Consider the following 21,920-nt stretch of genomic DNA (forward strand, 5'->3'; position numbering starts at 1 on the left):
ACAATATTTTGCAAATGAGTGTATTAGGGATGGTTACATCATAGAACAATCTACAATATCGGTAATGATATGCCATAGTAGTGCCACCCCAATAATTCTGGTTTTTGAGAAAAATAGAAGAATCAGATATGCTGCAATCGCTAAATAACTATGTAAGAAGTGAAACCCAACACTACATCGATTAGGATCAAAAATAGGATCAGCAGTAAGGTGATCTAAATCGATAAGCATACTACATAAAAATATGAAATAGACACTTTTCCATCTTTTGGGAAATGAGAAATAGGCAAAGACCAAAGGTAATAGAAGATGAAAACTATAGTGTATTACAGATTGTAGCATTAAAAAATAGCCTGATTTTCTAAATAACTCATGGCATTGGTGCCCTCATTAAATAATAAATCTAAAACAGAAAGATTGGCTATAAAACCATGCTTTTCAGAAAAGACCTGAATATAAGATTCTAGGTTGTGCGGTTTTTCTTTTTTGGCTTGTACCAAAAACCTATAGTCAGTTACATCCTTGTTGGGGTCGGTTTGATACTTTTCTGTTTTGTTGTAAGTGATATCGAGTTGTAAGCAATCTATTACAGTTTGCATGCACTCATAGTTGAAATCAAGTAAAAAATTTCTCTTTTTTTCAAATAGATGTGCAAACTCATCTTCATAGAATTCAAAAAATGGAGAGGTTCTATAAGCTGTTTCCAAAGATTTCCAATGTAATGTTTGCCATTCAAAATCGTTTTCTATGCGAACATCTTTATAAAGTTGTCTTCCTTCTTTTCCAGTGTGTTTGATCGGAATGGTAAGTAGTAGTTTTCCGTTCGCACCGTAAATATATGTACGGTTACGATAGGTCTGTTTTTGGTAGTTATCTTCGTTTTCAAACAAAACACCTGATGATTGAGATATAGCTACATATTGTACTATAGAACCAAAATACATAGGATGTACTAAAACCTGTTTCATGCTATTAAAACCTTATAACTTTTCCTATTATTTGAGACTCTTTTATAATTCCTATATGTCTAGAATCTTCGGAATTTTCTCTATTATCTCCTAAGACAAAGTATTCATTGACTTTTAGAACCACAGGTCCGAAGTTATATACATTCCACGGTTTTTTATATATAGAATAGATCTTTTGATCGGTGATGCCAGGCACTAGAGTGTTTTTAAAATTCAGGATTTTATTTTTTTTTGCATTGGAATTAGAAATATAAACCATAGTAGTATCACTATTGCCCTTAAGATAGTAAGGCTTCCCATTATAAGTAGGAGTGGGAATAATATCATCTTCAATGTTTTTAGTAATTTCTAGAGGTATAAAGTACAAATGTGCTGGGTTGATTAATGAATCAATACTGTTATTGTTTACAAATAAATCTCCTTTTTTAATCTGTATAATATCACCTGGAATACCTACTAGTCGATGAACTCTTTTATCATTACCGAATAATGAGTCTCCATGCTTATACACTATAAAATCTAATCTATTAGGTTTAATTAAACTTGAAACGAGCATGCCACTACCAATAGGTAACGTAGGTTCATTTGCTAAGCTACTGTTTTGATAGTATCTAAGGATATGAGTTCCATAAGCTATATAGATATAAAAAATAACTAAAGGTATTATACCTAATAAAATCTTATGATTTTTTGTCATTTTTTTAAGCTTTCTTTCTTTTTCGGTACCAGTCAAAGACGAACCAACCTACTAATAAAATTAAAAAATACTTAAAGTAGGATACTGGTTCACCACTACCTCCAACGGTAGTAAACATACGTTCCCATCTAATTTTATTAAATAGACCTTTTACATTCGAATCCCAACTAAACCAAATAAAAACAGGTTTTCCAACAATATGATTGGCAGGAACATAACCCCATGCGCGGCTATCTTCGCTATTATGTCGGTTATCTCCCATCATCCAATAGTAATCCTGTTTGAAGGTGTAAGAATCAATAGGTTTTCCATTAAGTAAAACCTGTGTTCCATTAACCGATAATTTGTTATCTATACCCATTTCGGATCCTTCATATACCTCAATGATTCGTCTGTATAATGCAAAACTTTTAAGATCCATTTTTACAGATTTACCAGCTTCCGGAATGTAAATAGATCCAAAATAATCTCTGTTCCAGTTTACTTTACGGTTATTGGGAAATATACCTAATTCAATTTCTCCATCTATTTTTATATCTCTTTGAAGAGTAGAAACACTTGGGTGACTTTTAAATTTAGCAGCGGCATCTTCGGTTATCCCTCTTACATAAAATTCCGTAGGGCTGATAAAAGCAAAATCTCCCGCTTTTATTTTATACCTTTTGTATAAATTGTCTGGATTAAAATTTCTGTTTTTTGCAGTCCCGATATATGAAAATTGTAATTGAGCTCTATCAGGTAACACATTTTTCTTTCCATTAATATGTACATAACCATCTACTACCGATATAGAGTCTCCAGGAATACCGACACAACGTTTTACGTAATTTGATTTTTTATCAATTGGTTTATAATGATATTTTCCATCTCCATATTGTTGAAAAGCATCTACTGTATCTACTGGCCAACTAAAAACTACAATATCATTATTTTTTATCTTTTGGAAACCGGGAAGTCTAAAATATGGATATTGTGGACTACTAGTATATGATTTCACTCTTGCCAACGGAATGGTATCATGCACCATTGGAAATGATACTGCTGTCATAGGGGTACGGGCTCCATAATGAAATTTACTTACAAATAAGAAATCACCTATCAATAGAGTTCTCTCTAAAGATCCTGTAGGTATGGTATAAGGTTGCATAAAATAAGTGTGAACAATAGTAGCTGCTACAACTGCAAATAATATAGAACTTATCCATTCTCCCGCTGCTGTTCTAGGTTTTAAACTGCGATCCTCTATGTAGGTAACATCTAACATGTAATTCACATAAAAAATGTAAAAACCTAAGGTCACAACGACTAGAATAGTATCTACGGTAGAGTTCTTTCCAAAACTTCGTATGGTTTCAACCCAAATTACAGGAAGCATAATGACATTGATAACGGGTATGAATAGTAGAACAACCCACCACCATGGTCTGTTTATGATTTTCATTAAAACAACAGCATTATATACTGGCACTAGTGCTTCCCATGCTTTTCTTCCCGCTTTTACATAAAGTTTCCAGGTTCCTAAAAAATGAATCACCTGTACTACCAGAAAAAAAATAAACCATTGTGTTAGTGTCATCTGTCCTATATTTTTTTAGTATTTGTAGTTTTAATTCTTAAAACGTTACACTTTTATAAGCCTAAAACATCTTTCATTCCGAATACACCTACTTTGTCTTTGAGCCATTCTGCTGCGACTACAGCTCCTAGAGCAAATCCGTTTCGATTATGAGCGGTATGTTTTATTTCAATATCATCAACCTGAGACGAGTAAGTAACAGTATGAGTGCCTGGAACTTTTTCTATTCTTTTCGCTATTATCGGAATGGAGTTTTCATCAGCTTCGTCCAATTGCCATTTGGTATTATCCGAATTTTCAATAATTCCTTCGGCAAGGGTAATCGCAGTTCCGCTTGGGGCGTCCAGTTTTTCGGTATGATGTATTTCTTCCATCTTCACATTATAACCTTCTAGAGGGCTCATCATTTTCGCAAGCTTTTTGTTGAGCTCAAAGAAAAGATTAACTCCCAAGCTGTAGTTTGATGCATAAATAAAACTTCCTTTTTTTTCTTCACACAATCCTACAATCATGTTGTAATATTCTAACCAGCCCGTTGTTCCTGAAACTACTGGGACTCCAGCGTTAAAGCAGTTAGTTATGTTATTTACAGCCGCTGAGGGAATACTAAAATCAATGGCAACGTCGGCGTCAGAAAGATCATAATTTGTATCATCTTTATCTACTTTTAAAACAATGGTATGTCCACGTTCTGTTGCTATTTTTTCAATGGTTTTTCCCATTTTACCATACCCTAGCAGTGCAATTTTCATATTTTGATTGGTTATTTAAGATTTAGATACCCTATGTATCTCAAAAGCTATAATTTAATGATACGCCAAAATTTGGACTAACATCAAATTCGTTGAAATTTATTTTTGGTTTAAATGAAAGGTCATCAGTAACATTATATTGTTGTAAGTGGGCGGTAACATTGGCATCAACAATATTTAGTAGATATGCCGCAACAGTAAGTAATAAAGATAACTCCTGATCTCTACGAAAGCGTTCCTGCAAAGAGATTAATTGATCATCGGTCACATTTGGAAATTCATCATCTGTAAAACCAGCTAATCTTCTTTTAAAAATATCTCTAAATCGATTATAGTTATTATTATTATCGATATAAAAATAAATACCCGTTCCAATGGCAGCATAAACAATTGGGACTTTCCAATACTTTTTTGTGTAAACTTGCCCTAATCCAGGTACAACAGCGGAATAAAAAGCCGCCCTTGCTGGAGCTAAAGGCTCATATGGACGGACTTTTTTCTTTCTTTTTTTCTTCTTTTTTACAGCTACCTCTTCAGTGGTTACTTTCAACTCTTCATTTTCCTGCGAAAACGTATTTTGAATTGAAAAAAATACTAAAAAGATAATATAGCAGCATTTAATCTTCACTATTAATAAGTTTCTTTAAACGGTTAAAATCTTCTTCAGAAGAAAATGGTATGATTAATTTACCACTTCCTTTGCTGGAAACTTTTACGTCTATTTTTGCACCAAAATACTCAGAAAAATCTTTCACTCCTTTGGCAATGTGTTTAGGTAATTGTCCACCAGCAACTTTTTTAGAAAGACTATCAATATTTTCAGATGTGTCATTTAAAGAGCGTACTAATTTTTCTGTATCTCTTACCGACAAAGATTTGCCTATTATTTTTTCGTAAATATCAAGTTGTTGCTGTTGGTTTTCGACATTAATTAATGCACGACCATGTCCCATAGAAATAAAACCATCTCTCATGCCGGTTTGCACTATTGGGTCTAGTTTTAAAAGTCGTAAATAATTAGCAATCGTTGATCTTTTTTTACCAACTCTATCACTCAATTGCTCTTGAGTAAGATTAATTTCATCGATAAGTCGTTGATATGAAAGGGCTATTTCTATTGGATCTAAATCCTGACGTTGAATATTTTCAACCAAGGCCATAGTTAATGACTCTTGATCATCGGCAATTCTTATATAAGCAGGAATAGTTTTTAAGCCAGCTAGTTTTGAAGCTCGGTAACGACGTTCTCCACTGACTAGTTGAAAGTCGTTAAAACCTAATTTACGAACGGTAATAGGTTGTATGACACCCACTTCCTTTATAGAAGTAGCAAGTTCGCGTAGTGTTTCGTCATTAAAACTGGTACGTGGTTGAAATGGATTTACATCAATACTCTCCAATTCCAGTTCGATAATATTTCCAACCACCTTATCGGCATTTTTGTCTTCTACCGATTTAATATCATTTTCGGGGTCCTTTAACAAGGCCGATAATCCTCTTCCTAAAGCTTGTTTTTTTGTTGCCTTCGCCATGAATCCTTAACTGTTTTTCTTAATAATTTCGTGAGCCAAACTTAAATAATTACTTGCTCCTTTACTAGCAGCATCATAATTAATTATACTCTCTCCGTAACTGGGAGCTTCGCTTAAACGTATATTTCTTTGAATAATGGTTTTAAATACCATTTCATTGAAGTGTTTTTGCACTTCTTCTACCACTTGATTCGAAAGACGTAATCTAGAATCGTACATGGTCAATAATAATCCTTCTATATCTAGATTAGTATTGTGAACTTTTTGTACACTTTTTATGGTATTTAGAAGTTTGCCAAGACCTTCTAATGCAAAATATTCACACTGTATCGGGATCATCACAGAATCTGCAGCCGTTAAAGCATTAAGAGTAAGCAGACCAAGAGAAGGAGCACAGTCGATAAGAATATAATCATATTCTTCACGTAGGCCTTCAATAGCCTTTTTCATCATATATTCTCTTTGATCCTTGTCAACGAGTTCAATTTCAATCGCTACCAAGTCGATATGCGCTGGAATAATATGCACATTGGGAGAGGTGGTCTCCAAAATGGCTTCAGCAGGACTCACCGTATGCTCAAGGATTTGATACGTTCCTTTTTCAATACTTTCGACATCGAGACCTAAACCAGATGTTGCATTGGCCTGTGGATCGGCGTCGATTAGTAATACCTTTTTCTCTAAAACACCTAGAGATGCTGCTAAATTTACAGAAGTAGTAGTTTTTCCTACTCCTCCTTTTTGATTGGCGATTGCTATTATTTTACCCATATGGGGAGATTTGGATTTAAGAGGTAAAAATACAATTTATTATATATTATAAAAATGAAAAATGTTAACAGTGTTTTACGAAAAAGACCATCCGCCTTTACGAATGGTCTGATATAAAACTATAATTGTTGATAACTAAGTTATTTCTTGTTTTTAGACCTAATAGAAGCTTCAAGCATATCCCACATTTTTTCAGGAATTTGTTCAAGCATGTTAAACTCACCAGCTCCTTTTAACCATTCTCCCCCATCTATGGTCACAACTTCTCCATTCATATAAGCTGAGAAATCTGAAACCAGATATGCTGCTAAGTTTGCAAGCTCCTGATGATCACCAACTCTTGCCAGGGGTACTTGTTTTGTAATATCTAATTTTTCTTTTAGATCCCCAGGTAATAATCTATCCCAAGCTCCTTTGGTAGGGAATGGTCCTGGAGCAATAGCATTAAAACGCATACCGTATTTTGCCCATTCTACAGCTAGAGATCTAGTCATTGCCAAAACTCCTGCTTTTGCGGTAGCACTCGGAACAACATATGCAGAGCCTGTCCAGGCATAGGTAGTAACAATATTAAGTACAGTGGTCTTTTTGTAGTTAGTATCAATCCAGTGTTTTCCAAAAGACAATGTGCAGTTTTTGGTTCCTTTAAGAACGATATCGATAATCGTATCAAAAGCATTTGCAGAAAGTCTTTCTGTAGGAGAAATGAAATTTCCAGCAGCGTTATTCAATAAAACATCTACACTGCCAAATTCTGAAATTACTTGCTCTTTCATAGCTTCAACTTGATCGTAATGCCTTACATCACATTGAAGCGGTAAACAAGTTCCTCCAGTTTCTTCTTCTAGTTCTTTTGCTGTGTTTTGTAATTTTTCCAGATTACGCGAAGTAATAGCTACTTTTGCGCCCAGTTCGAGAAAGTATTTGGTCATAGATCGACCCAAACCGCTACCACCACCAGTAACTACTATATTTTTTCCTTCTAGTGCTCCATCGCGAAGCATTTTATCTGTATATGCCATATGTGTATAATTGTCTATATTTTTGGAAAGTTACAACTAAAACTTCAAAAATACTATGCATGCATAGTATTTTTTATGATTATTCAAATGTTGAAATCAAAATCTCCAAAATTGTGATTGCTGCATCACTAATTTTTGTTCCAGGACCAAATATGGCCACCGCTCCAGCTTCAAAAAGAAAATCATAATCATCGGGAGGGATAACTCCTCCTACAATTACCATAATATCTTCTCTACCATATTCTTTTAAAGCTGCAATCACTTGAGGAACCAAGGTTAAATGACCTCCGGCCAATGAAGATACACCTATGATATGTACATCATTTTCTACGGCTTGCTTGGCAGCTTCATTAGGGGTTTGGAAAAGTGGACCAATATCAACATCAAAACCGACATCTGCATAACTTGTTGCAACCACTTTTGCTCCTCGATCATGTCCGTCTTGTCCCATTTTTGCAATCATTATTCTTGGTCTACGACCTTCTAATTCTGCATATTTATTGGCGAGCTCTCTGGCTTTATCAAAGGATTCGTCATTTTTTATTTCTTTTGCATACACTCCTGTAAATGATTTAATTTCAGCTTTATATCTTCCAAATTTTTTCTCTAGTGCATCACTAATCTCTCCAAGTGTTGCCCTTAGTCTGGCAGCATCTACAGCCAAAGCTAATAAATTTTGATGTTCATCCTCAGCAGCTTCGCTTAAAGCAACTAACGCTTGCTGAACTTGTTCTTCGTTTCGAGAAGCCTTAACTTTTTTAAGTCCTTCTATTTGCTGATTTCTTACAGCATTGTTATCTACTTTTAAAGTGCTAATAGCCTCTTCTTCTTCAAGCTTAAATTTGTTTACACCAATAATTACATCCTGTTCACTATCAATTCTTGCTTGTTTTCGGGCTGCGGCTTCTTCTATTCTCATTTTAGGTATTCCGGCTTCTATAGCTTTGGTCATACCTCCCAATTCTTCTACTTCTTCAATCAATTTCCATGCTTTTTCTGCAATATCATTGGTGAGTGATTCTACATAATAACTACCAGCCCACGGATCTACAGTTTTTGTGATATTGGTTTCTTCCTGTAAATATATTTGGGTGTTTCTGGCAATTCTAGCAGAAAAGTCTGTAGGTAAAGCAATAGCTTCATCTAGAGCATTGGTGTGTAAGCTTTGTGTTCCTCCAAATGCTGCAGCACTTGCCTCAATACAAGTTCTAGCTACATTGTTGAAAGGGTCTTGCGCGGTTAAGCTCCAACCACTGGTTTGACAATGGGTTCTGAGCATCAGGGATTTTGGATTCTGCGGATTAAATTGCTTAATCAGTTTGGCCCATAACATTCTAGCGGCCCGCATTTTGGCAATCTCCATAAAATGATTCATTCCTATAGCCCAAAAGAATGATAATCTTGGGGCAAAAGCGTCTACACTTAAACCGGCTTCAATTCCTTTTCGTATATATTCTAGCCCATCGGCTAATGTATATGCCAATTCTATATCGCAAGTTGCGCCTGCTTCCTGCATATGATATCCCGAGATACTTATAGGATTAAATTTGGGCATATTTTTGGAGCAATATTTAAAAATATCACTTATAATTCGCATTGAAGGAGTAGGAGGATAGATATATGTATTTCGTACCATAAACTCCTTAAGAATATCATTTTGTATTGTTCCTGATAAAAGATTTTTATCTACTCCTTGCTCTTCTGCAGCAACAATATAAAAAGCCATGATAGGAAGAACAGCTCCATTCATAGTCATAGAAACCGACATTTTGTCGAGTGGAATTTGATCAAATAACACTTTCATGTCCTCAACGGTGTCGATTGCAACGCCTGCCATACCAACATCACCAAAAACTCGCTCATGATCACTGTCGTATCCTCTGTGTGTAGCCAGATCGAAAGCTACAGATAACCCTTTTTGACCAGCAGCAAGATTCCTCCTGTAAAATGCATTACTTTCTTCGGCAGTTGAAAATCCTGCATATTGTCGTATGGTCCATGGTCTACGAACATACATAGTAGAATATGGACCTCTTAAATATGGAGGAATACCTGCAGAAAAATTTAAATGCTCCAAATCTTTAATATCAGAATCGTCATAAGAAGATTTAATATTTATACCTTCAGAGGTGTTAAATGTTTTTACATTAGGTTTGTGAGTAGGAAATTTCTGTTTTGGTAATTGTATATGTTGTATGTCTTTTCTATTCATTATTTAAAACTTCATTTTTTCAATAAACCCATCAAAATTAACTTGTATTGGTGTTGTTAGATTAATCATAAAGGTTCGCTTGTTTGCAGAAATAATATATGATGAACTAAATGCTTTTGTGTCTTTTTTAAGATTATCGATTTGAAAAATAGACTTAAACATTGTAAAATCTTTGTTTTTGGCAAAAGCTGCAGTTATCTTTTTAAAGTTAAAATTAGCTGTTAAGCTGGTTTTGTTATTATTATGTTTTATAATAGAAAGTAACATTTTAGCATCATTTCTATTAAAATTCATATATGGTAAAGTGTTAATGGTATAGGTAGAACCGGTATAGGGATCAAAGAAAAGATTAAAAGAACCTTTCATATCTCTCATATTTTCAAGTCTTTTTATTTCATTTCTGACTTCGTTTTTAGTCATAATTGAATCTAAAGTAACTCGATATTTTTCAATAGAATATAGTTCAAAACCAACAGGTAAGAAAGTTTTGACAGCCCCATTTTCAACAGGGAAGTAATGCCCTTGTAATTTTTCTGAACTCTTAATATTTGAATTTTCAATCCAATTTTGGGTTTCAGTTATAAAAGTATTACATGAGGTTAGTAAAAAAGATAAAGAAATAAGAAAACCACAAATTATTTTCATGTAAGAGAGAAATCATTATTAAAAATGTAAAATTACGGTTTTATTAATAATATTTTGATAATGATCTATGAAATAAAGATATGTCGTTCATTAAATTATCCAAAAGCTTTTTCAATTACCATTAGTATTGAATAATAAATGTCAAAGGCAATGAAGTTTTTAACTTCAACAGAGCAGAATTCTTTATCTGGTATGTAGTAAATTTTTTGCGCTATTAGGGAAGTGCTTACATTCCCGTCTAATTCAAGTGCATCTACAATTTCTTGAAAATCATCACTATCACTAGAATTTTTTAAGCACTGTATGAACCCACCTCGATAATTAAAAATAAGGATTTCTTCTTCATTTTTTTTAGGGGTTGATGAAGGGTAAGATTTTTTGTAAGCTTCATGATTCTCATATTCACTTAACTTAATCCAAAGTGAGGTTTTGTTATTTGCAATCTTTTTGAATTCGCGAGCGAGTTGAATTGAATTGCTAGAAGGAAGTTTTCTCAAATCAATTGATAAACTTGCAACTTCAGCCAAAAATGTGCGGTAGGTTTTAATAGAGTCATTACCAAACTTGTAATAACTAAATAAATCATTCTGGAAGGAGTCATATGCTTTTTTGACGATACCTGATTCATCTACATTATGACAGTAATACGAAGACTGCGCATAAGTTGAATTGGTAGATATGATCAATATAGCGATGATGATCCTACATCTAATCTTAAGGGGCATTGATTTAGATTTAGTAATGTTAATGTATAGGCTAAAATTTATTATTACAGTGCGTGCAAGTTAACAAAAAATCGGGAAATATTAACGATTTATTGCATGTTTTTCTCTATAACCTCACTTAATCGCCTTTTTATAACAGGTTCGAGAAGGGTTTTTCTTACATTTTTGGGTTCAAAAACGGGCTTTTGAAGTGTAGGCAAAATTTCTTCTGAATTTTGATATTTGTTTGATCCGGTAAGAATGATTTTTTCATTGTCAAAAAGTTCTTGTTCTTTCTGTTGTGACTCTTTGATTTTTCTCTGAATAGTTCCTTCTTTTAATTGGGCAAGGAAACCACCTCCTTCTTCAATGTTTTTGAATAGGGATAAAGCCTTTTCTGCAAGTTGAGAGGTTAACGTTTCAATATAATATGAGCCTGAAGCAGGATTGGTAACCAAATCGAAGTAACTTTCATTTTTCAAAATTAATAGTTGATTTATAGAAATTCTGGTACCAAAGTCGTTTTCAAGATTATAAATTTCATCATATGGCAAATTTTGTACAAAGTCAGCACCACCGAGAATAGCACTCATGCATTCGGTTGTAGTACGCAACATATTTACATTATAATCTAATATGGTTTTATTACGTAAAGAAGGGTAGGCGAAAATATAACATTCATCATCAGCATCAAATTCAGCAGCCAAAGAAGCCCAGAGTAAACGAAGTGTCCTTAGTTTGGCAATTTCGAAAAAATAGTTGCTACCTACAGCTACTTTAAACATAACCTTAGTATTCTTAAGGGGATTATGTTTTTGGTTAGCAAAATGATTTAAATATTCATAGGCTTGTGCCAATCCATAAGCCAGTTGCTGAACCATTGTAGCACCGGCATTTTGGTATAAGCTAAGATCAACGCTAATTGTACTTGAAAGCGCATCGTTTTTTACAATTTCTTCTAATGATTGGTGGTCTTCTTTTAAGCTCGTAAACCAATTACCAGTTTCTGCGAGGTTATTTATGATATCTGTAAAGACATGAATTTTTAAGTCGGTACTTGTAGCAAAAGTGTTCAGTTTTGCTATAAAAGATGGAGAAAGGAAAGCAGTTTGAACAAAAATAGATATTTCTTTATCGATACTTTTGAAAAGTGAGTTTATATCTATTTCTTCATTTCGAATATCAAAAAAAATGCTTTCTGCTCCTTTGTGTATGGCTTTTAGAGCATCTTGATTTCCTTTAGAGGCATCGCTAACTAAAATTTTCTGAGCATTTTTCCAGGACTGAGGATGGGTAGTGTTCAGGTCAGTTTCAGAAATGTCTTCGGCATGATAAAATGGTTTAATATCAATACCTTCTAGAGACTTATAGATAAGAGCTTCATTATAATCTGCTCCTTTAAGATCAAATTGAATTTTTTGTTTCCATTCTTTTGCAGAAACTTTATCAAAACTATCAAATAATGATTTAGTCATTTTCTTTGTTTTTTGGTACACTGTCCTCATATTCGATAATGTAGATTTCTTCATTATCTCGTTTCATGAAATACTCTTCTCGAGCAAATTTTTCTAGTTCACTACTATCTTTAAGAACTTTAATGTTTTTTTGATCTTTAACAATCTCCTTTATGTAGTACTCTTTATTATTTTCTAATTCTTTTATCTCTTGATCCAATTCTTTATGAATCAACCATGAGTTGGTATCCAGAAATAACATCCAAATAACAAAAAGCAATACAATAAGTACATATTTGTTTAAAAATATGGCAAATATCGGAATTAGTGCCGGTTTGTTTTTTAATTTCTGAATATAACTTTTAAGCTTCAATCGATGTAAGAATAATGTTGGTGTAAAGGTACAAAAGTTAATTCAAGCGTTCTTTAATTATAGTGCGAACGATATCAACAGCAACATTATTATAGTTGTTATTGGGTATAATAAGATCGGCAAATTCTTTGGTGGGATCAATAAATTGCTGGTGCATTGGCTTTAAAGTGTTTTGGTAACGATCCAATACTTCATCCATATCTCTGCCACGTTCTGCGATATCACGTTTTAATCGTCTAATCAATCGTTCATCACTGTCTGTATGTACATAGATTTTTATATCGAACATGTCTCTTATTTCTGGATTGGTAAGAATGAGAATACCTTCGACTATCATTACCTTACTTGGTTTAGTGATAATAGTTTCTTTGGTTCTGTTATGTTCTACAAATGAATAGACAGGTTGTTCTATAGTTTCTCCTTTGCGTAATGCTAAAAGGTGTTTTCCTAATAATTCAAAATCTATAGATTGCGGATGGTCAAAGTTAATTTTAACTCGCTCTTCATAGGTCAGGTGACTGGTATCTTTGTAATAGGAATCTTGAGAAATTACGCATACCTCATTCTCGGGTAATTCGTTTACAATTTGATTTACTACTGTAGTTTTACCACAACCAGTTCCTCCGGCTATACCAATAATTAGCATTTTATTTAATTTTTGGCAAATTTACTGAATGCAACTTAATCTTCTCATAAAATTTATTCACTAGAGTAATAAACCACTCCAGAAGAAGAATCTTTTCGCGCTCCGGTCACTGATTTCAAGCAATTTACCTCATTACGATCCTTTAATACTCCCATGAAAGCAAAAATTAGCGCTTCTTTAAAATCAATAATCTCAACCCTTGGAATAATAATTTCGGCCTGATTCTTTAGTTTTTTACCCAGCGTCTCGATAAGAAAATCATTTTTAGCGCCCCCACCGGTAATCAAAATTTTAGGTTTTGGCTTATTTACTTTTTTTACGGCATCAGCTATTTGAACAGCAATATGATCTACGGCAGTGTGCAAAATGTTAACCGGGGTTTCCTTGGTATTTGAGAGAATAGGAATGACATTTTTTTCAAACCATTCAAATCCTAAAGATTTGGGGTAGGGAAGTTGGTAATATCCTAAGTTGTTCAATTGCCGCAGTAGATCTTCATTTATAACTCCAGTTGATGCTAGTTTCCCTCCTTCATCAAATTCAAGGTTCATTGGTTTGCATATAAAGTTCAATAACATATTCACTGGTGAAATATCATAGGCCTTTCTTTGCCCATCTTGCTGAAAAGAGATATTACTTATTCCTCCTAAATTGAGACAAAAATCATAGTTACCAAAAAGCAATTGGTCACCAATGGGTACCAAAGGAGCCCCTTGTCCTCCTAAAGCGACATCGTTGGTTCTAAAATCACAAATTATTTTGTGACCAGATGCATTAGCTAGGTGTTGACCAGACCCCATTTGATAGGTCAACCCAATTTCTGGTTGATGAAAAACAGTGTGACCGTGGCTGGCAATAAAATCAACCACAAGGTTATTTTTGTCTATAAATTTTTTAACTTCACTGCCTAGCCATTCACCATATTCGTTATGAAACGCCAGTAATTTTGAAGCTTCGAGATGTATTGAATTTTTTAGTCTTTCTTTGAACTTTGCAGAGTAGTCGATACTATGGGTAGTTTCTATAGAAAAACTCCAAGCACCATTTTTTTCTTCAAAATAACAATAGGCTATATCTAAACCATCTAGAGAGGTTCCAGACATTAACCCTATTACTTTGTATATGTGTTTTTGGGAATTCATTTTACTTGACCAAACTAGTAAAATAATTTGAACAATGAAGAGCCCTCAATTATATTTTGGTGATGTATTGGAGGTCAAACTCCTCTGGATTGATTTCTGGTAAAGATTTCTTGTAGTAAAAATCAATGATTTGATTTTCAAGATATGATCTTATTTTTCCGATCTTATCTTCATTATAAAGGCGATAAACATGCACAGCTTCCAGTTTTTTAAAAGCCCTCATAAGTTCATCTGGATTTTTTACAATATCAAACGTTTTATAGTGCTCAAATTTCCCTTTCATCCATCTATGGCTAGATAATTTGGTTTGACTATCGATAAGCTCTTTTTTAAGTCGATCAAATTTTTCGATGTTCGAAACGTCTTCGTTAAGTGCGCGATCTAGATTGATCTTTGCTTTTGTAAATTGTCTTTCGAATTTGAAATCAACAACATACATGTCTTTTTTTACTTTTTTTACTACTTCGTAGAGTGCATTTTCATAGACTATAGCAAAGTCTTCATAACTATATAATGCATTGAGAAATACAATAGCGTGCTTCTTGTAATTTTTCGGAATCGGCTGTTTTTTGGCAGAGATAAAAAGAGAATGTAGTTCTTGTTCTATCTCATCGGGAATATCTACAAATTTTGAATCATTCTTTAATGTTCTTAACTGAGAGGTAATTTGGAGTCTAGTGCCTTTATAGACTTCAGATTTATATTTAAATCGATATCTGTTGGGAGAATCTGGACGTGCGCCTTGAGCATATACCATTCCCACGGATAAGAAAATAGAAAGAAGCGTTAAGAACTTCATAAATAGTAATATTGGTCGATACTAGTTTAGGGTTAAGTTCTTTATTACACCTTTGGGAATGTGTAATCGCTTAAATGATAACGTAATAAATGTTAAAATTGTTATATCAAAAATACAAAAAATATAAATGACTATTGTTTAATCGATTGTACTTCTTCTAGAGTAACCATTTTTTTCTGTGTATTCCCCCAACTATTCATGATATAATTCATTACGTCCATTATTTCTTCATCTTCTAGTCCTAAAGAAGTCATAGCACTATTGTAGCTTTCTCCATTTACTTCTATGGGGCCATTCAATCCATATTTTATAGAGTGTATGCTTTCTTTACGTTTATTAACCAGCCAATCTGAACCTGCGAGAGGCGGAAATACTTTTGCGGTTCCTTTTCCGTCAGGGAGATGACATTGCATGCAAAAATCTGAGTAAACTTCTTTTCCACGGGCGATACTTTCGGTTAACTCTTTTTCCTGTATATCATCATCTTGTAAGATGACATAGTCGTTATTAGAAACACTGGGTTGCGCCACTATAGAAACGGTAATAATGAATACAATAACTTCTAGTAGTAAAAGATTCTTTTTGTTTTTTTTCATTGAAGATAGGATTAGAAGTTATTTAATTTTTCGGAATTATTTTTACAATTCCTTTATTTTCAACAGCAACATAGATAAAACCATCTGGCCCTTGTCTTACGTTTCTTACTCGTCCAAAGCCATCGAGTAATTTTTTTCGACCTGTTACCTCATTATTAGTGAGTTCTAATAGTTCCAGATATTGAAATTTGAGAGATCCTACAAGCAGGTCATTTTTCCAATCGGGATATTTACTACTGGTGACAAAATCCATTCCGCTCGGTGCTATTGATGGGACCCAATAATATAGTGGTTGTTCCATTCCCTCTTTTTGGGTGATATCGGTAATTGATGTACCGCTATAATTTATCCCATATGTGATCACTGGCCAGCCATAATTCACTCCTTTTTTGATGGGATTGATCTCATCACCACCTCTTGGACCGTGTTCATGAACCCAGATCGTACCATCAGGATGAATTGCCATGCCTTGAGGGTTTCTATGTCCATAGGAATAAATAGCTTTTTTTGCGCCTTTTTGAGATACAAAAGGGTTATCATCAGGAATACTACCGTCATCATTTAAACGATAGATTTTCCCTCCATCTTTTGTAATGTCTTGAGGGTTAACATCTCGATTACCTCGATCTCCAATACAGAAATATAGATACCCTTGGTTGTCAAATTCTATTCGAGACCCAAAATGATGCCCTCGGGTTGTATTAGGAGTTCCTTTATATAATTTTTGAATATCGACCAGTTGATTATCTTTTAATTTGGCTCTTATGAGTGCTGTATTTCCTCCCTTTTCAGAACCTTCTTTTGAAGAATATGTAATATAAATCCAACCATTTTTTGTGTACTCTGGGTGTAATTCTATATCAAGCAATCCTCCTTGGTTTCGATTATAAACTTCGGGGACATTACCAATTAAATTCTTTTTTCCGTCCTTGAAATGAATGAGCTGACCACTTTTTTCTGTAATGAGCATACTTTGATCAGGAAGCCATGTCATTCCCCAGGGAATTTGTAAATCGGGGACTACGATTTCTGTATCATAATTTTTAGGATCGGGTTGAATCTGGATGTCATTTTCTTTGGTCTCTTGTGCACAAGCCGAAAAAACTATACCCAAGAGAATTATAAAGGAAGATAATTTCATGTGTAAATTTTTATTCTACCTCGGAAAAATACAAAGAAAATTACTTTATAATCTATAATTTATGTTAATCCCACCGTATACATTAAATGGTAAACCAGGATAAAAATACCTAGGTGCATTTCCTCCAAAACCGCGGGCATTTATTTGTAATTGAGAAGCATAATCGATGTCTAAAATGTTATTGGCACCAAAGGTTATATCGAAAACTAAATGATTACCAATTTGATTTTTGTATCCAATTTTAGCGTGTAATAATTCGTAAGCTTCTCCAAATGCAGTGTTGGCATCATTAGCGGGAATTTCTCCAACGTGTTGAAAGTTAAGGTTACCAAAAAAACCTTTATTTACTGATACATCTACACCTAGATTAATTACATGAGAAGGAACACCGGTGAGATCATTACCAGAAAAGTCGTTGTCAAGATCTATAAATTCATCAAATTCATGATCATATATCGAGGTGTTAAAAAATGCTTTTACTACTCTTGTTTTCTTTTTGATGATATCAAAGTTGAGGTCGAATTCAAGACCATTATGTGTTGTTTTCCCTGCATTAATAGCAAAAAAGTTATCATCTATAGTTCGTCTCGAAACCAAGAGATCTTTTACTCTTAAGGTATAGACAGAAACCGAGCCATATAATAAATCATTAAACGTGCTAAATCTGGTCCCTAATTCATAATTCCAGCCTATTTCAGGTTTAATATCTGGGTTAAATAGACCGTCTGGGAGTAGGGTTTCCGAAGTTGTTGGTGTAGAGAAACCATGAGCTATATTTCCATAAACTGTAACAGAGGGGTTAATGCTATAATTTGCACCAATTTTGGGAGAAAAAATAGGATCGAATTCAAAATCACCAGAACTGTCTTCGCCATCAGAAAGAAATTTATCCTCGATATCAAAAAATGTTTGATTAAGATTAAAACCAAGATCTACATATAGTTTTTCGTTGATCTTATAATTTCCTTCAGCAAAAAGATTGTAATAGTATCTCTTTTCATTTAAATCTGACAATTGATCCCCTTGTACGCTTCCTGTGCCAACGGGAAAATCCTCATAGAGGTTTTCAAAGGTTTCTCCATTGTAGTTGTCATAATATAATTCTGCCCCGACTAGCCATGAAAGTGGCATTTTGACTAACTTGGTCGTACCTAAAATTTTGGAACGGATACCAATGGTAGATGATTCTTCATTTAAGATATTAAAGGGTCTTGGTTCATCATTATTTCTAAGAGAACCAAAAACACTATTATGTAACGAGGTATTTGTATTGAACTTGTGTTTCCAGGTAATCCCTGCAATAGCATAATTTACATCTTCAAAAGCTTGAGATCGTCCCCAGGTAAATGCAGCTTGTCTTGGGGAGTTATTAAAGTCTTCCAGATCTAAAGAGCTAGGGATTCCAGCCTCTAAATCAATATAACTTCCAAAAATTGAAATATTGTCTTTGTCTCCAAAATCTATACTTGAGGTTAAAGTAACTGTATTTCTGTTGTATTCATTGTTGTCCCTATACCCATCAGAAGATGTATTACTAAAAATAATGTTTAGTGACGCGTTTTCTTTCCCTACTGAAGTCTTTGCCAGAAGTCTTCTCAATCCGTAACTGCCAAAAGTAGAAGATAGGTGAGCGGTAGTACTTTTACTAAAATTATACTCGGGTTGCAATATAATAGTTCCACCGAGGCTTACACCAAAACTACTGGATAGGGGACCTTTTTCAATTTCGATATGGGATAGAGAAGCTAGTTCTAAATCTTCAATAGATGATTCTCCATTACCATCAGTTAACGGAATTTCTCCGAAATACGCTTTTATATTTGCGGTGCCAAAAAGATTTCTGGCTCCAATTCCACGTATCGTGATTCTATTAGTATTTAACGTTCCATTTTGCATAAATACGCCGGGTATCCGGTTTAAAATAGGATGTAATTCTACAGCATTTGCTTTGTTAATGTCATTTGTTGAGATATAGGATACAGATTTAGTTTCCTCCAGATATCTATGAGGTCTTGAATAATCTTCTATCAGCACTTCTACCAAATCGGTAATGGGAGTCAATGTAATGGTTAAAAGATTATCTGTATTATAGTTTTTTTTATCGATAATCATATCTATTTCGGCATACCCGTCTTTCGAAAAGTTTAATTGCCCAGAGGATTCAATAGTAAACTTACCGTCTGCATCACTGTAAGTGGTTGTGTTATTTTTTGTGTCAGATATTGTAACATTTTCAATAGGAAGGTTAGTAGTGGTGTTAATGATAATTCCTTTTACAGAATGTTGTGAATACAATTGAAAACTTAGGATAAAGCTTAATAATAAAAGTGTTTTTCTCAAAATTTGATTTTTACTCAAATATCGTAAACCCAATACAAACGGGTTTAAAAATCATGATTCTGTTAACGTTTTTTGTGAAATTCTTAGGTTTTATAGAGATGAAACATTTTTAGATAGTTTTTTTAGGATAAAACAAATTGTATTATGTATATTTGCGCCCGCAAAAAGGAAGTAATTTTTCTTTTTTTCGGGGTGTAGCGTAGCCCGGTCATCGCGCCTGCTTTGGGAGCAGGAGGTCGCAGGTTCGAATCCTGCCACCCCGACCAACAAAATCCAATCACGAAAGTGGTTGGATTTTTTATTTGGTACCACTTTAAAACAAAATTTTAGAGTTTGAAATTAATTGAAAATATAAATAAGAAAATGAAAGTGTATATGGTATGAAGAACATACTTTTTTGCACATCATTACTTTATCCTTGATCCAGGAACAGGTGGTTTTTCTTTTCACAAAATAAGAAATTGTTATTATTCTTGAATTTCATATCTACATCCCACATCCCATTTTTATATAGGTTTAGCACTAGTTTTGTATGTTTCCCTCAAGTGCAAGTTAGGCATCAGGATATCTTAGTTTAACATCATCTCCATACTTTAAACAGTGCACAAAGGCCTATGTTCCTTGATAAGAATGTTGTTGTTTTTTAAGATTTAGTTAAAATAATTAGAGATTTTTTTGAGAATTAACAGTTTTTTGGCAAAAAAAATATATATTTACCTCAGTATAATTGGTTGACCAATCTAGTTAACCAATTTGGTTAGCCAGGAAATAAAATTTTAAAAAAACAAATCATGAAACACAAATTCTTACAATTAGGTCAATGGTCTTTTTGTATAATTCTGTTGGGTATTCTTTTTGCTTCTTGTGATAATGAAGAAGAAGGACTCAGCGCAGATCAAAATATGAGGGATGCCGCACCACTTTCGGTTAATTTTACCACATCTTCTATGTTTTTAGAAGTTACGACCACGAACACATCTAAAAATGCAAGAACCTATTTATGGGATTTTGGTGTTGAGGGTACAGATGATGATACATCTGCAGAGTTTGCTCCAACCTACACCTATGAAGTTGAAGGAACCTATACCGTTACATTAACATCTAAGGGAGATGGTGGGCAAGAAGAAACTATTACATCCGAAATTGTAGTGTCTAGAGAAATGATTAACCCATCGGCATCTTTTACAAGCGAAGAAGATTTCTTGATGGTCACTTTTAAGGATGAGTCTGTGAATGCAACGTCTTATGCTTGGGATTTTGGTGATGGTAGTGGTACTTCTACAGAGGCAAGCCCCACATATACGTATAGTGCTGCGGGGACTTATACCGTTTCACTAACCGTAACCAGTTCAACAGGAGACACTAATGTAACTACTTCAGATATAACCGTAGCTGCAGTTCCCGTTCCACCAACTGCAAGCTTTACATTTGCTCAAACAAATTTAGAGGTAGTTTTTACTGATGCATCAGAAGTGAATGATGGTAATATTACGGCATATTCATGGGATTTTGGTGATGGATCCGGCACTTCTACAGAAGCGAGTCCAACATATACCTATACTGCAGACGGAGATTATACCGTTACTTTAACCATAACTTTCGATGAAATCTCGGGAGAAACAACCTCTGTGGCTACACAAACGGTGAGTGTCGAAGCAGGTGTTGTTACAGCTACTTTTAAAGCCGTGGTATTAAATGGCACTATGGATGAATTTACCAATAATACAGGAGATAATGCAGATGCATGGGATATGTCTCCAAATAGTACGGTAATAGACAATACTGGGACAGAAATTCCAAGTCCATATAACGCTATTTGGAACAATTCGGATTTAGATAGCTGGCTGCAAACAAATTGTGGTGATGATAGCGAACAACCTTCTTCTACCAGCGATGGAACATACCAAAGTGGTGTAAAAACAAGAGGTCTTAAATTGAATGAAGCTTGTCGTCGTCTATATCAGGTTGTTACGGTAGAGGTAGGGGTAGAATATACCTTGACAATTGATACTCGTTCAGAAGTATTAGGTGTCAATACAGAAGTTTATATTCTAAATTCTCAAGTTGTTGACGAAACAGATTTAGCAGGAAATGCAGATGCTTCTCTTACTATTGGAGATGAGGATTTTAACACTTCCAAAGGAGATCCTACAACAAATACATTTACAACTTCAACATTTACATTTATTCCAACTACAACAGAGGTTGTCATTTATGTAAGAGCACCACTAGCTATAGATAATAGTAATGAGGTGTTTATTGATAATATCGATATTATTACTCCAGGATTCTAATATAAACATCTTTAAGTTTATAAATAACCCGATGGTTTCTGGCCATCGGGTTTCTTCATTTGGTTAGATAAAAACCGTATATACTTCACAATAATATTTAGGTTGTACAAATACACCACTTTTTAAGGATATATTGGCTATATTTTATTTTCTAAGAACTCTTTACTACTTAAGAATTTCAAATTTTTGTCCATATTTATTAGCAAACTCTAAATTTTATGTTCTATAAAATTTCAAAAATAACGGTGGAATTTTT

Annotated in this window: 21 protein-coding genes and 1 tRNA gene; 2 read left to right on the forward strand and 20 right to left on the reverse strand. The window is 34.0% G+C overall.

Annotated features, from left to right (window positions below; translation table 11 throughout):
- Positions 1–33: 33 nt before the first annotated feature.
- The 20 genes from M0D21_RS14565 to M0D21_RS14660 form a co-directional block, all read right to left on the reverse strand.
- Complete coding sequence (locus M0D21_RS14565) at positions 34–342, reverse strand: DUF6122 family protein (protein ID WP_248330781.1); 309 nt, start codon at positions 340–342, stop codon at positions 34–36.
- Positions 342–968, reverse strand: a complete 627-nt coding sequence (locus M0D21_RS14570) for a WbqC family protein (RefSeq protein ID WP_248330783.1) — start codon at positions 966–968, stop codon at positions 342–344. Before M0D21_RS14570 ends, M0D21_RS14565 begins: the two co-directional genes overlap by 1 nt.
- A gap of 4 nt (positions 969–972) precedes the next feature.
- The gene (gene lepB, locus M0D21_RS14575) at positions 973–1,701 is read right to left on the reverse strand and encodes a signal peptidase I (RefSeq protein ID WP_248330785.1); all 729 of its coding nucleotides are present in this window, start codon (positions 1,699–1,701) and stop codon (positions 973–975) included.
- Complete coding sequence (lepB, locus tag M0D21_RS14580; protein WP_248330787.1) at positions 1,670–3,241, reverse strand: signal peptidase I; 1,572 nt, start codon at positions 3,239–3,241, stop codon at positions 1,670–1,672. Before lepB (M0D21_RS14580) ends, lepB (M0D21_RS14575) begins: the two co-directional genes overlap by 32 nt.
- A 53-nt stretch (positions 3,242–3,294) precedes the next feature.
- A complete protein-coding gene (gene dapB, locus M0D21_RS14585; RefSeq protein ID WP_248330789.1) occupies positions 3,295–3,993 on the reverse strand; it encodes a 4-hydroxy-tetrahydrodipicolinate reductase in 699 nt (232 codons plus the stop codon).
- Positions 3,994–4,033: 40 nt separating this feature from the next.
- On the reverse strand, positions 4,034–4,621 hold the full coding sequence (locus M0D21_RS14590; protein WP_248330791.1) for a DUF5683 domain-containing protein: 588 nt from the start codon (positions 4,619–4,621) through the stop codon (positions 4,034–4,036).
- Positions 4,611–5,525, reverse strand: coding sequence for a ParB/RepB/Spo0J family partition protein (locus tag M0D21_RS14595; protein ID WP_248330793.1), 915 nt, complete (start codon positions 5,523–5,525; stop codon positions 4,611–4,613). Before M0D21_RS14595 ends, M0D21_RS14590 begins: the two co-directional genes overlap by 11 nt.
- A gap of 6 nt (positions 5,526–5,531) precedes the next feature.
- The gene (locus M0D21_RS14600; RefSeq protein WP_248330795.1) at positions 5,532–6,296 is read right to left on the reverse strand and encodes a ParA family protein; all 765 of its coding nucleotides are present in this window, start codon (positions 6,294–6,296) and stop codon (positions 5,532–5,534) included.
- A gap of 140 nt (positions 6,297–6,436) precedes the next feature.
- Positions 6,437–7,318: an SDR family oxidoreductase gene (locus tag M0D21_RS14605; protein WP_248330797.1), complete on the reverse strand. Its 882-nt coding sequence runs from the start codon at positions 7,316–7,318 to the stop codon at positions 6,437–6,439.
- Between the two features lie 79 nt (positions 7,319–7,397).
- A complete protein-coding gene (gene scpA, locus M0D21_RS14610) occupies positions 7,398–9,530 on the reverse strand; it encodes a methylmalonyl-CoA mutase (RefSeq protein ID WP_248330799.1) in 2,133 nt (710 codons plus the stop codon).
- Between the two features lie 3 nt (positions 9,531–9,533).
- A complete protein-coding gene (locus M0D21_RS14615; protein ID WP_248330801.1) occupies positions 9,534–10,175 on the reverse strand; it encodes a hypothetical protein in 642 nt (213 codons plus the stop codon).
- A gap of 95 nt (positions 10,176–10,270) precedes the next feature.
- Positions 10,271–10,900, reverse strand: a complete 630-nt coding sequence (locus M0D21_RS14620; RefSeq protein ID WP_248330803.1) for a hypothetical protein — start codon at positions 10,898–10,900, stop codon at positions 10,271–10,273.
- 89 nt (positions 10,901–10,989) lie between these two features.
- Positions 10,990–12,354, reverse strand: a complete 1,365-nt coding sequence (locus M0D21_RS14625) for a methylmalonyl-CoA mutase subunit beta (RefSeq protein WP_248330805.1) — start codon at positions 12,352–12,354, stop codon at positions 10,990–10,992.
- Positions 12,347–12,706 carry an FtsB family cell division protein gene (locus M0D21_RS14630; protein ID WP_394802469.1) on the reverse strand — a complete coding sequence of 120 codons (360 nt, stop codon included), beginning with the start codon at positions 12,704–12,706 and terminating at the stop codon, positions 12,347–12,349. The genes M0D21_RS14625 and M0D21_RS14630 overlap by 8 nt, the downstream gene beginning before the upstream one ends.
- 37 nt (positions 12,707–12,743) lie before the next feature.
- Positions 12,744–13,352 (reverse strand): uridine kinase, encoded by a 609-nt coding sequence (gene udk, locus M0D21_RS14635; RefSeq protein ID WP_248330807.1) that lies wholly within the window; start codon positions 13,350–13,352, stop codon positions 12,744–12,746.
- Between the two features lie 53 nt (positions 13,353–13,405).
- Positions 13,406–14,494, reverse strand: coding sequence for an anhydro-N-acetylmuramic acid kinase (locus tag M0D21_RS14640; protein ID WP_262922117.1), 1,089 nt, complete (start codon positions 14,492–14,494; stop codon positions 13,406–13,408).
- A 49-nt stretch (positions 14,495–14,543) separates the two neighbouring features.
- Positions 14,544–15,293: a hypothetical protein gene (locus M0D21_RS14645; protein WP_248330811.1), complete on the reverse strand. Its 750-nt coding sequence runs from the start codon at positions 15,291–15,293 to the stop codon at positions 14,544–14,546.
- A gap of 131 nt (positions 15,294–15,424) precedes the next feature.
- Complete coding sequence (locus tag M0D21_RS14650; protein ID WP_248330813.1) at positions 15,425–15,889, reverse strand: c-type cytochrome; 465 nt, start codon at positions 15,887–15,889, stop codon at positions 15,425–15,427.
- 22 nt (positions 15,890–15,911) lie between these two features.
- Positions 15,912–17,030 (reverse strand): PQQ-dependent sugar dehydrogenase, encoded by a 1,119-nt coding sequence (locus M0D21_RS14655; RefSeq protein ID WP_248330815.1) that lies wholly within the window; start codon positions 17,028–17,030, stop codon positions 15,912–15,914.
- 45 nt (positions 17,031–17,075) lie between these two features.
- Entirely contained in the window at positions 17,076–19,370 is a 2,295-nt protein-coding gene (locus tag M0D21_RS14660; RefSeq protein WP_248330817.1) for a TonB-dependent receptor domain-containing protein, read from the reverse strand.
- A 188-nt stretch (positions 19,371–19,558) separates the two neighbouring features.
- Between M0D21_RS14660 and M0D21_RS14665 the strand changes: the two genes are divergently transcribed.
- Both M0D21_RS14665 and M0D21_RS23075 read left to right on the forward strand, forming a co-directional pair.
- Positions 19,559–19,636, forward strand: a tRNA-Pro gene (locus M0D21_RS14665).
- A gap of 525 nt (positions 19,637–20,161) precedes the next feature.
- Entirely contained in the window at positions 20,162–21,664 is a 1,503-nt protein-coding gene (locus M0D21_RS23075) for a PKD domain-containing protein (RefSeq protein ID WP_317250368.1), read from the forward strand.
- Positions 21,665–21,920: the final 256 nt, after the last annotated feature.

Origin of the sequence: Aquimarina acroporae, from assembly GCF_023195925.1 — a bacterium.
Lineage (GTDB): Bacteria > Bacteroidota > Bacteroidia > Flavobacteriales > Flavobacteriaceae > Aquimarina > Aquimarina acroporae.

Bases quoted from the DNA above. Each gene is read 5' to 3' on its own strand.
- M0D21_RS14565 (WP_248330781.1), bottom strand. From the start codon at position 342: ATGCTACAATCTGTAATACACTATAGTTTTCATCTTCTATTACCTTTG.
- M0D21_RS14570 (WP_248330783.1), bottom strand. From the start codon at position 968: ATGAAACAGGTTTTAGTACATCCTATGTATTTTGGTTCTATAGTACAA.
- lepB (WP_248330787.1), bottom strand. From the start codon at position 3,241: ATGACACTAACACAATGGTTTATTTTTTTTCTGGTAGTACAGGTGATT.
- dapB (WP_248330789.1), bottom strand. From the start codon at position 3,993: ATGAAAATTGCACTGCTAGGGTATGGTAAAATGGGAAAAACCATTGAA.
- M0D21_RS14595 (WP_248330793.1), bottom strand. From the start codon at position 5,525: ATGGCGAAGGCAACAAAAAAACAAGCTTTAGGAAGAGGATTATCGGCC.
- M0D21_RS14600 (WP_248330795.1), bottom strand. From the start codon at position 6,296: ATGGGTAAAATAATAGCAATCGCCAATCAAAAAGGAGGAGTAGGAAAA.
- M0D21_RS14605 (WP_248330797.1), bottom strand. From the start codon at position 7,318: ATGGCATATACAGATAAAATGCTTCGCGATGGAGCACTAGAAGGAAAA.
- scpA (WP_248330799.1), bottom strand. From the start codon at position 9,530: ATGAATAGAAAAGACATACAACATATACAATTACCAAAACAGAAATTT.
- M0D21_RS14615 (WP_248330801.1), bottom strand. From the start codon at position 10,175: ATGAAAATAATTTGTGGTTTTCTTATTTCTTTATCTTTTTTACTAACC.
- M0D21_RS14620 (WP_248330803.1), bottom strand. From the start codon at position 10,900: ATGCCCCTTAAGATTAGATGTAGGATCATCATCGCTATATTGATCATA.
- M0D21_RS14625 (WP_248330805.1), bottom strand. From the start codon at position 12,354: ATGACTAAATCATTATTTGATAGTTTTGATAAAGTTTCTGCAAAAGAA.
- udk (WP_248330807.1), bottom strand. From the start codon at position 13,352: ATGCTAATTATTGGTATAGCCGGAGGAACTGGTTGTGGTAAAACTACA.
- M0D21_RS14640 (WP_262922117.1), bottom strand. From the start codon at position 14,494: ATGAATTCCCAAAAACACATATACAAAGTAATAGGGTTAATGTCTGGA.
- M0D21_RS14645 (WP_248330811.1), bottom strand. From the start codon at position 15,293: ATGAAGTTCTTAACGCTTCTTTCTATTTTCTTATCCGTGGGAATGGTA.
- M0D21_RS14650 (WP_248330813.1), bottom strand. From the start codon at position 15,889: ATGAAAAAAAACAAAAAGAATCTTTTACTACTAGAAGTTATTGTATTC.
- M0D21_RS14655 (WP_248330815.1), bottom strand. From the start codon at position 17,030: ATGAAATTATCTTCCTTTATAATTCTCTTGGGTATAGTTTTTTCGGCT.
- M0D21_RS23075 (WP_317250368.1), top strand. From the start codon at position 20,162: ATGAAACACAAATTCTTACAATTAGGTCAATGGTCTTTTTGTATAATT.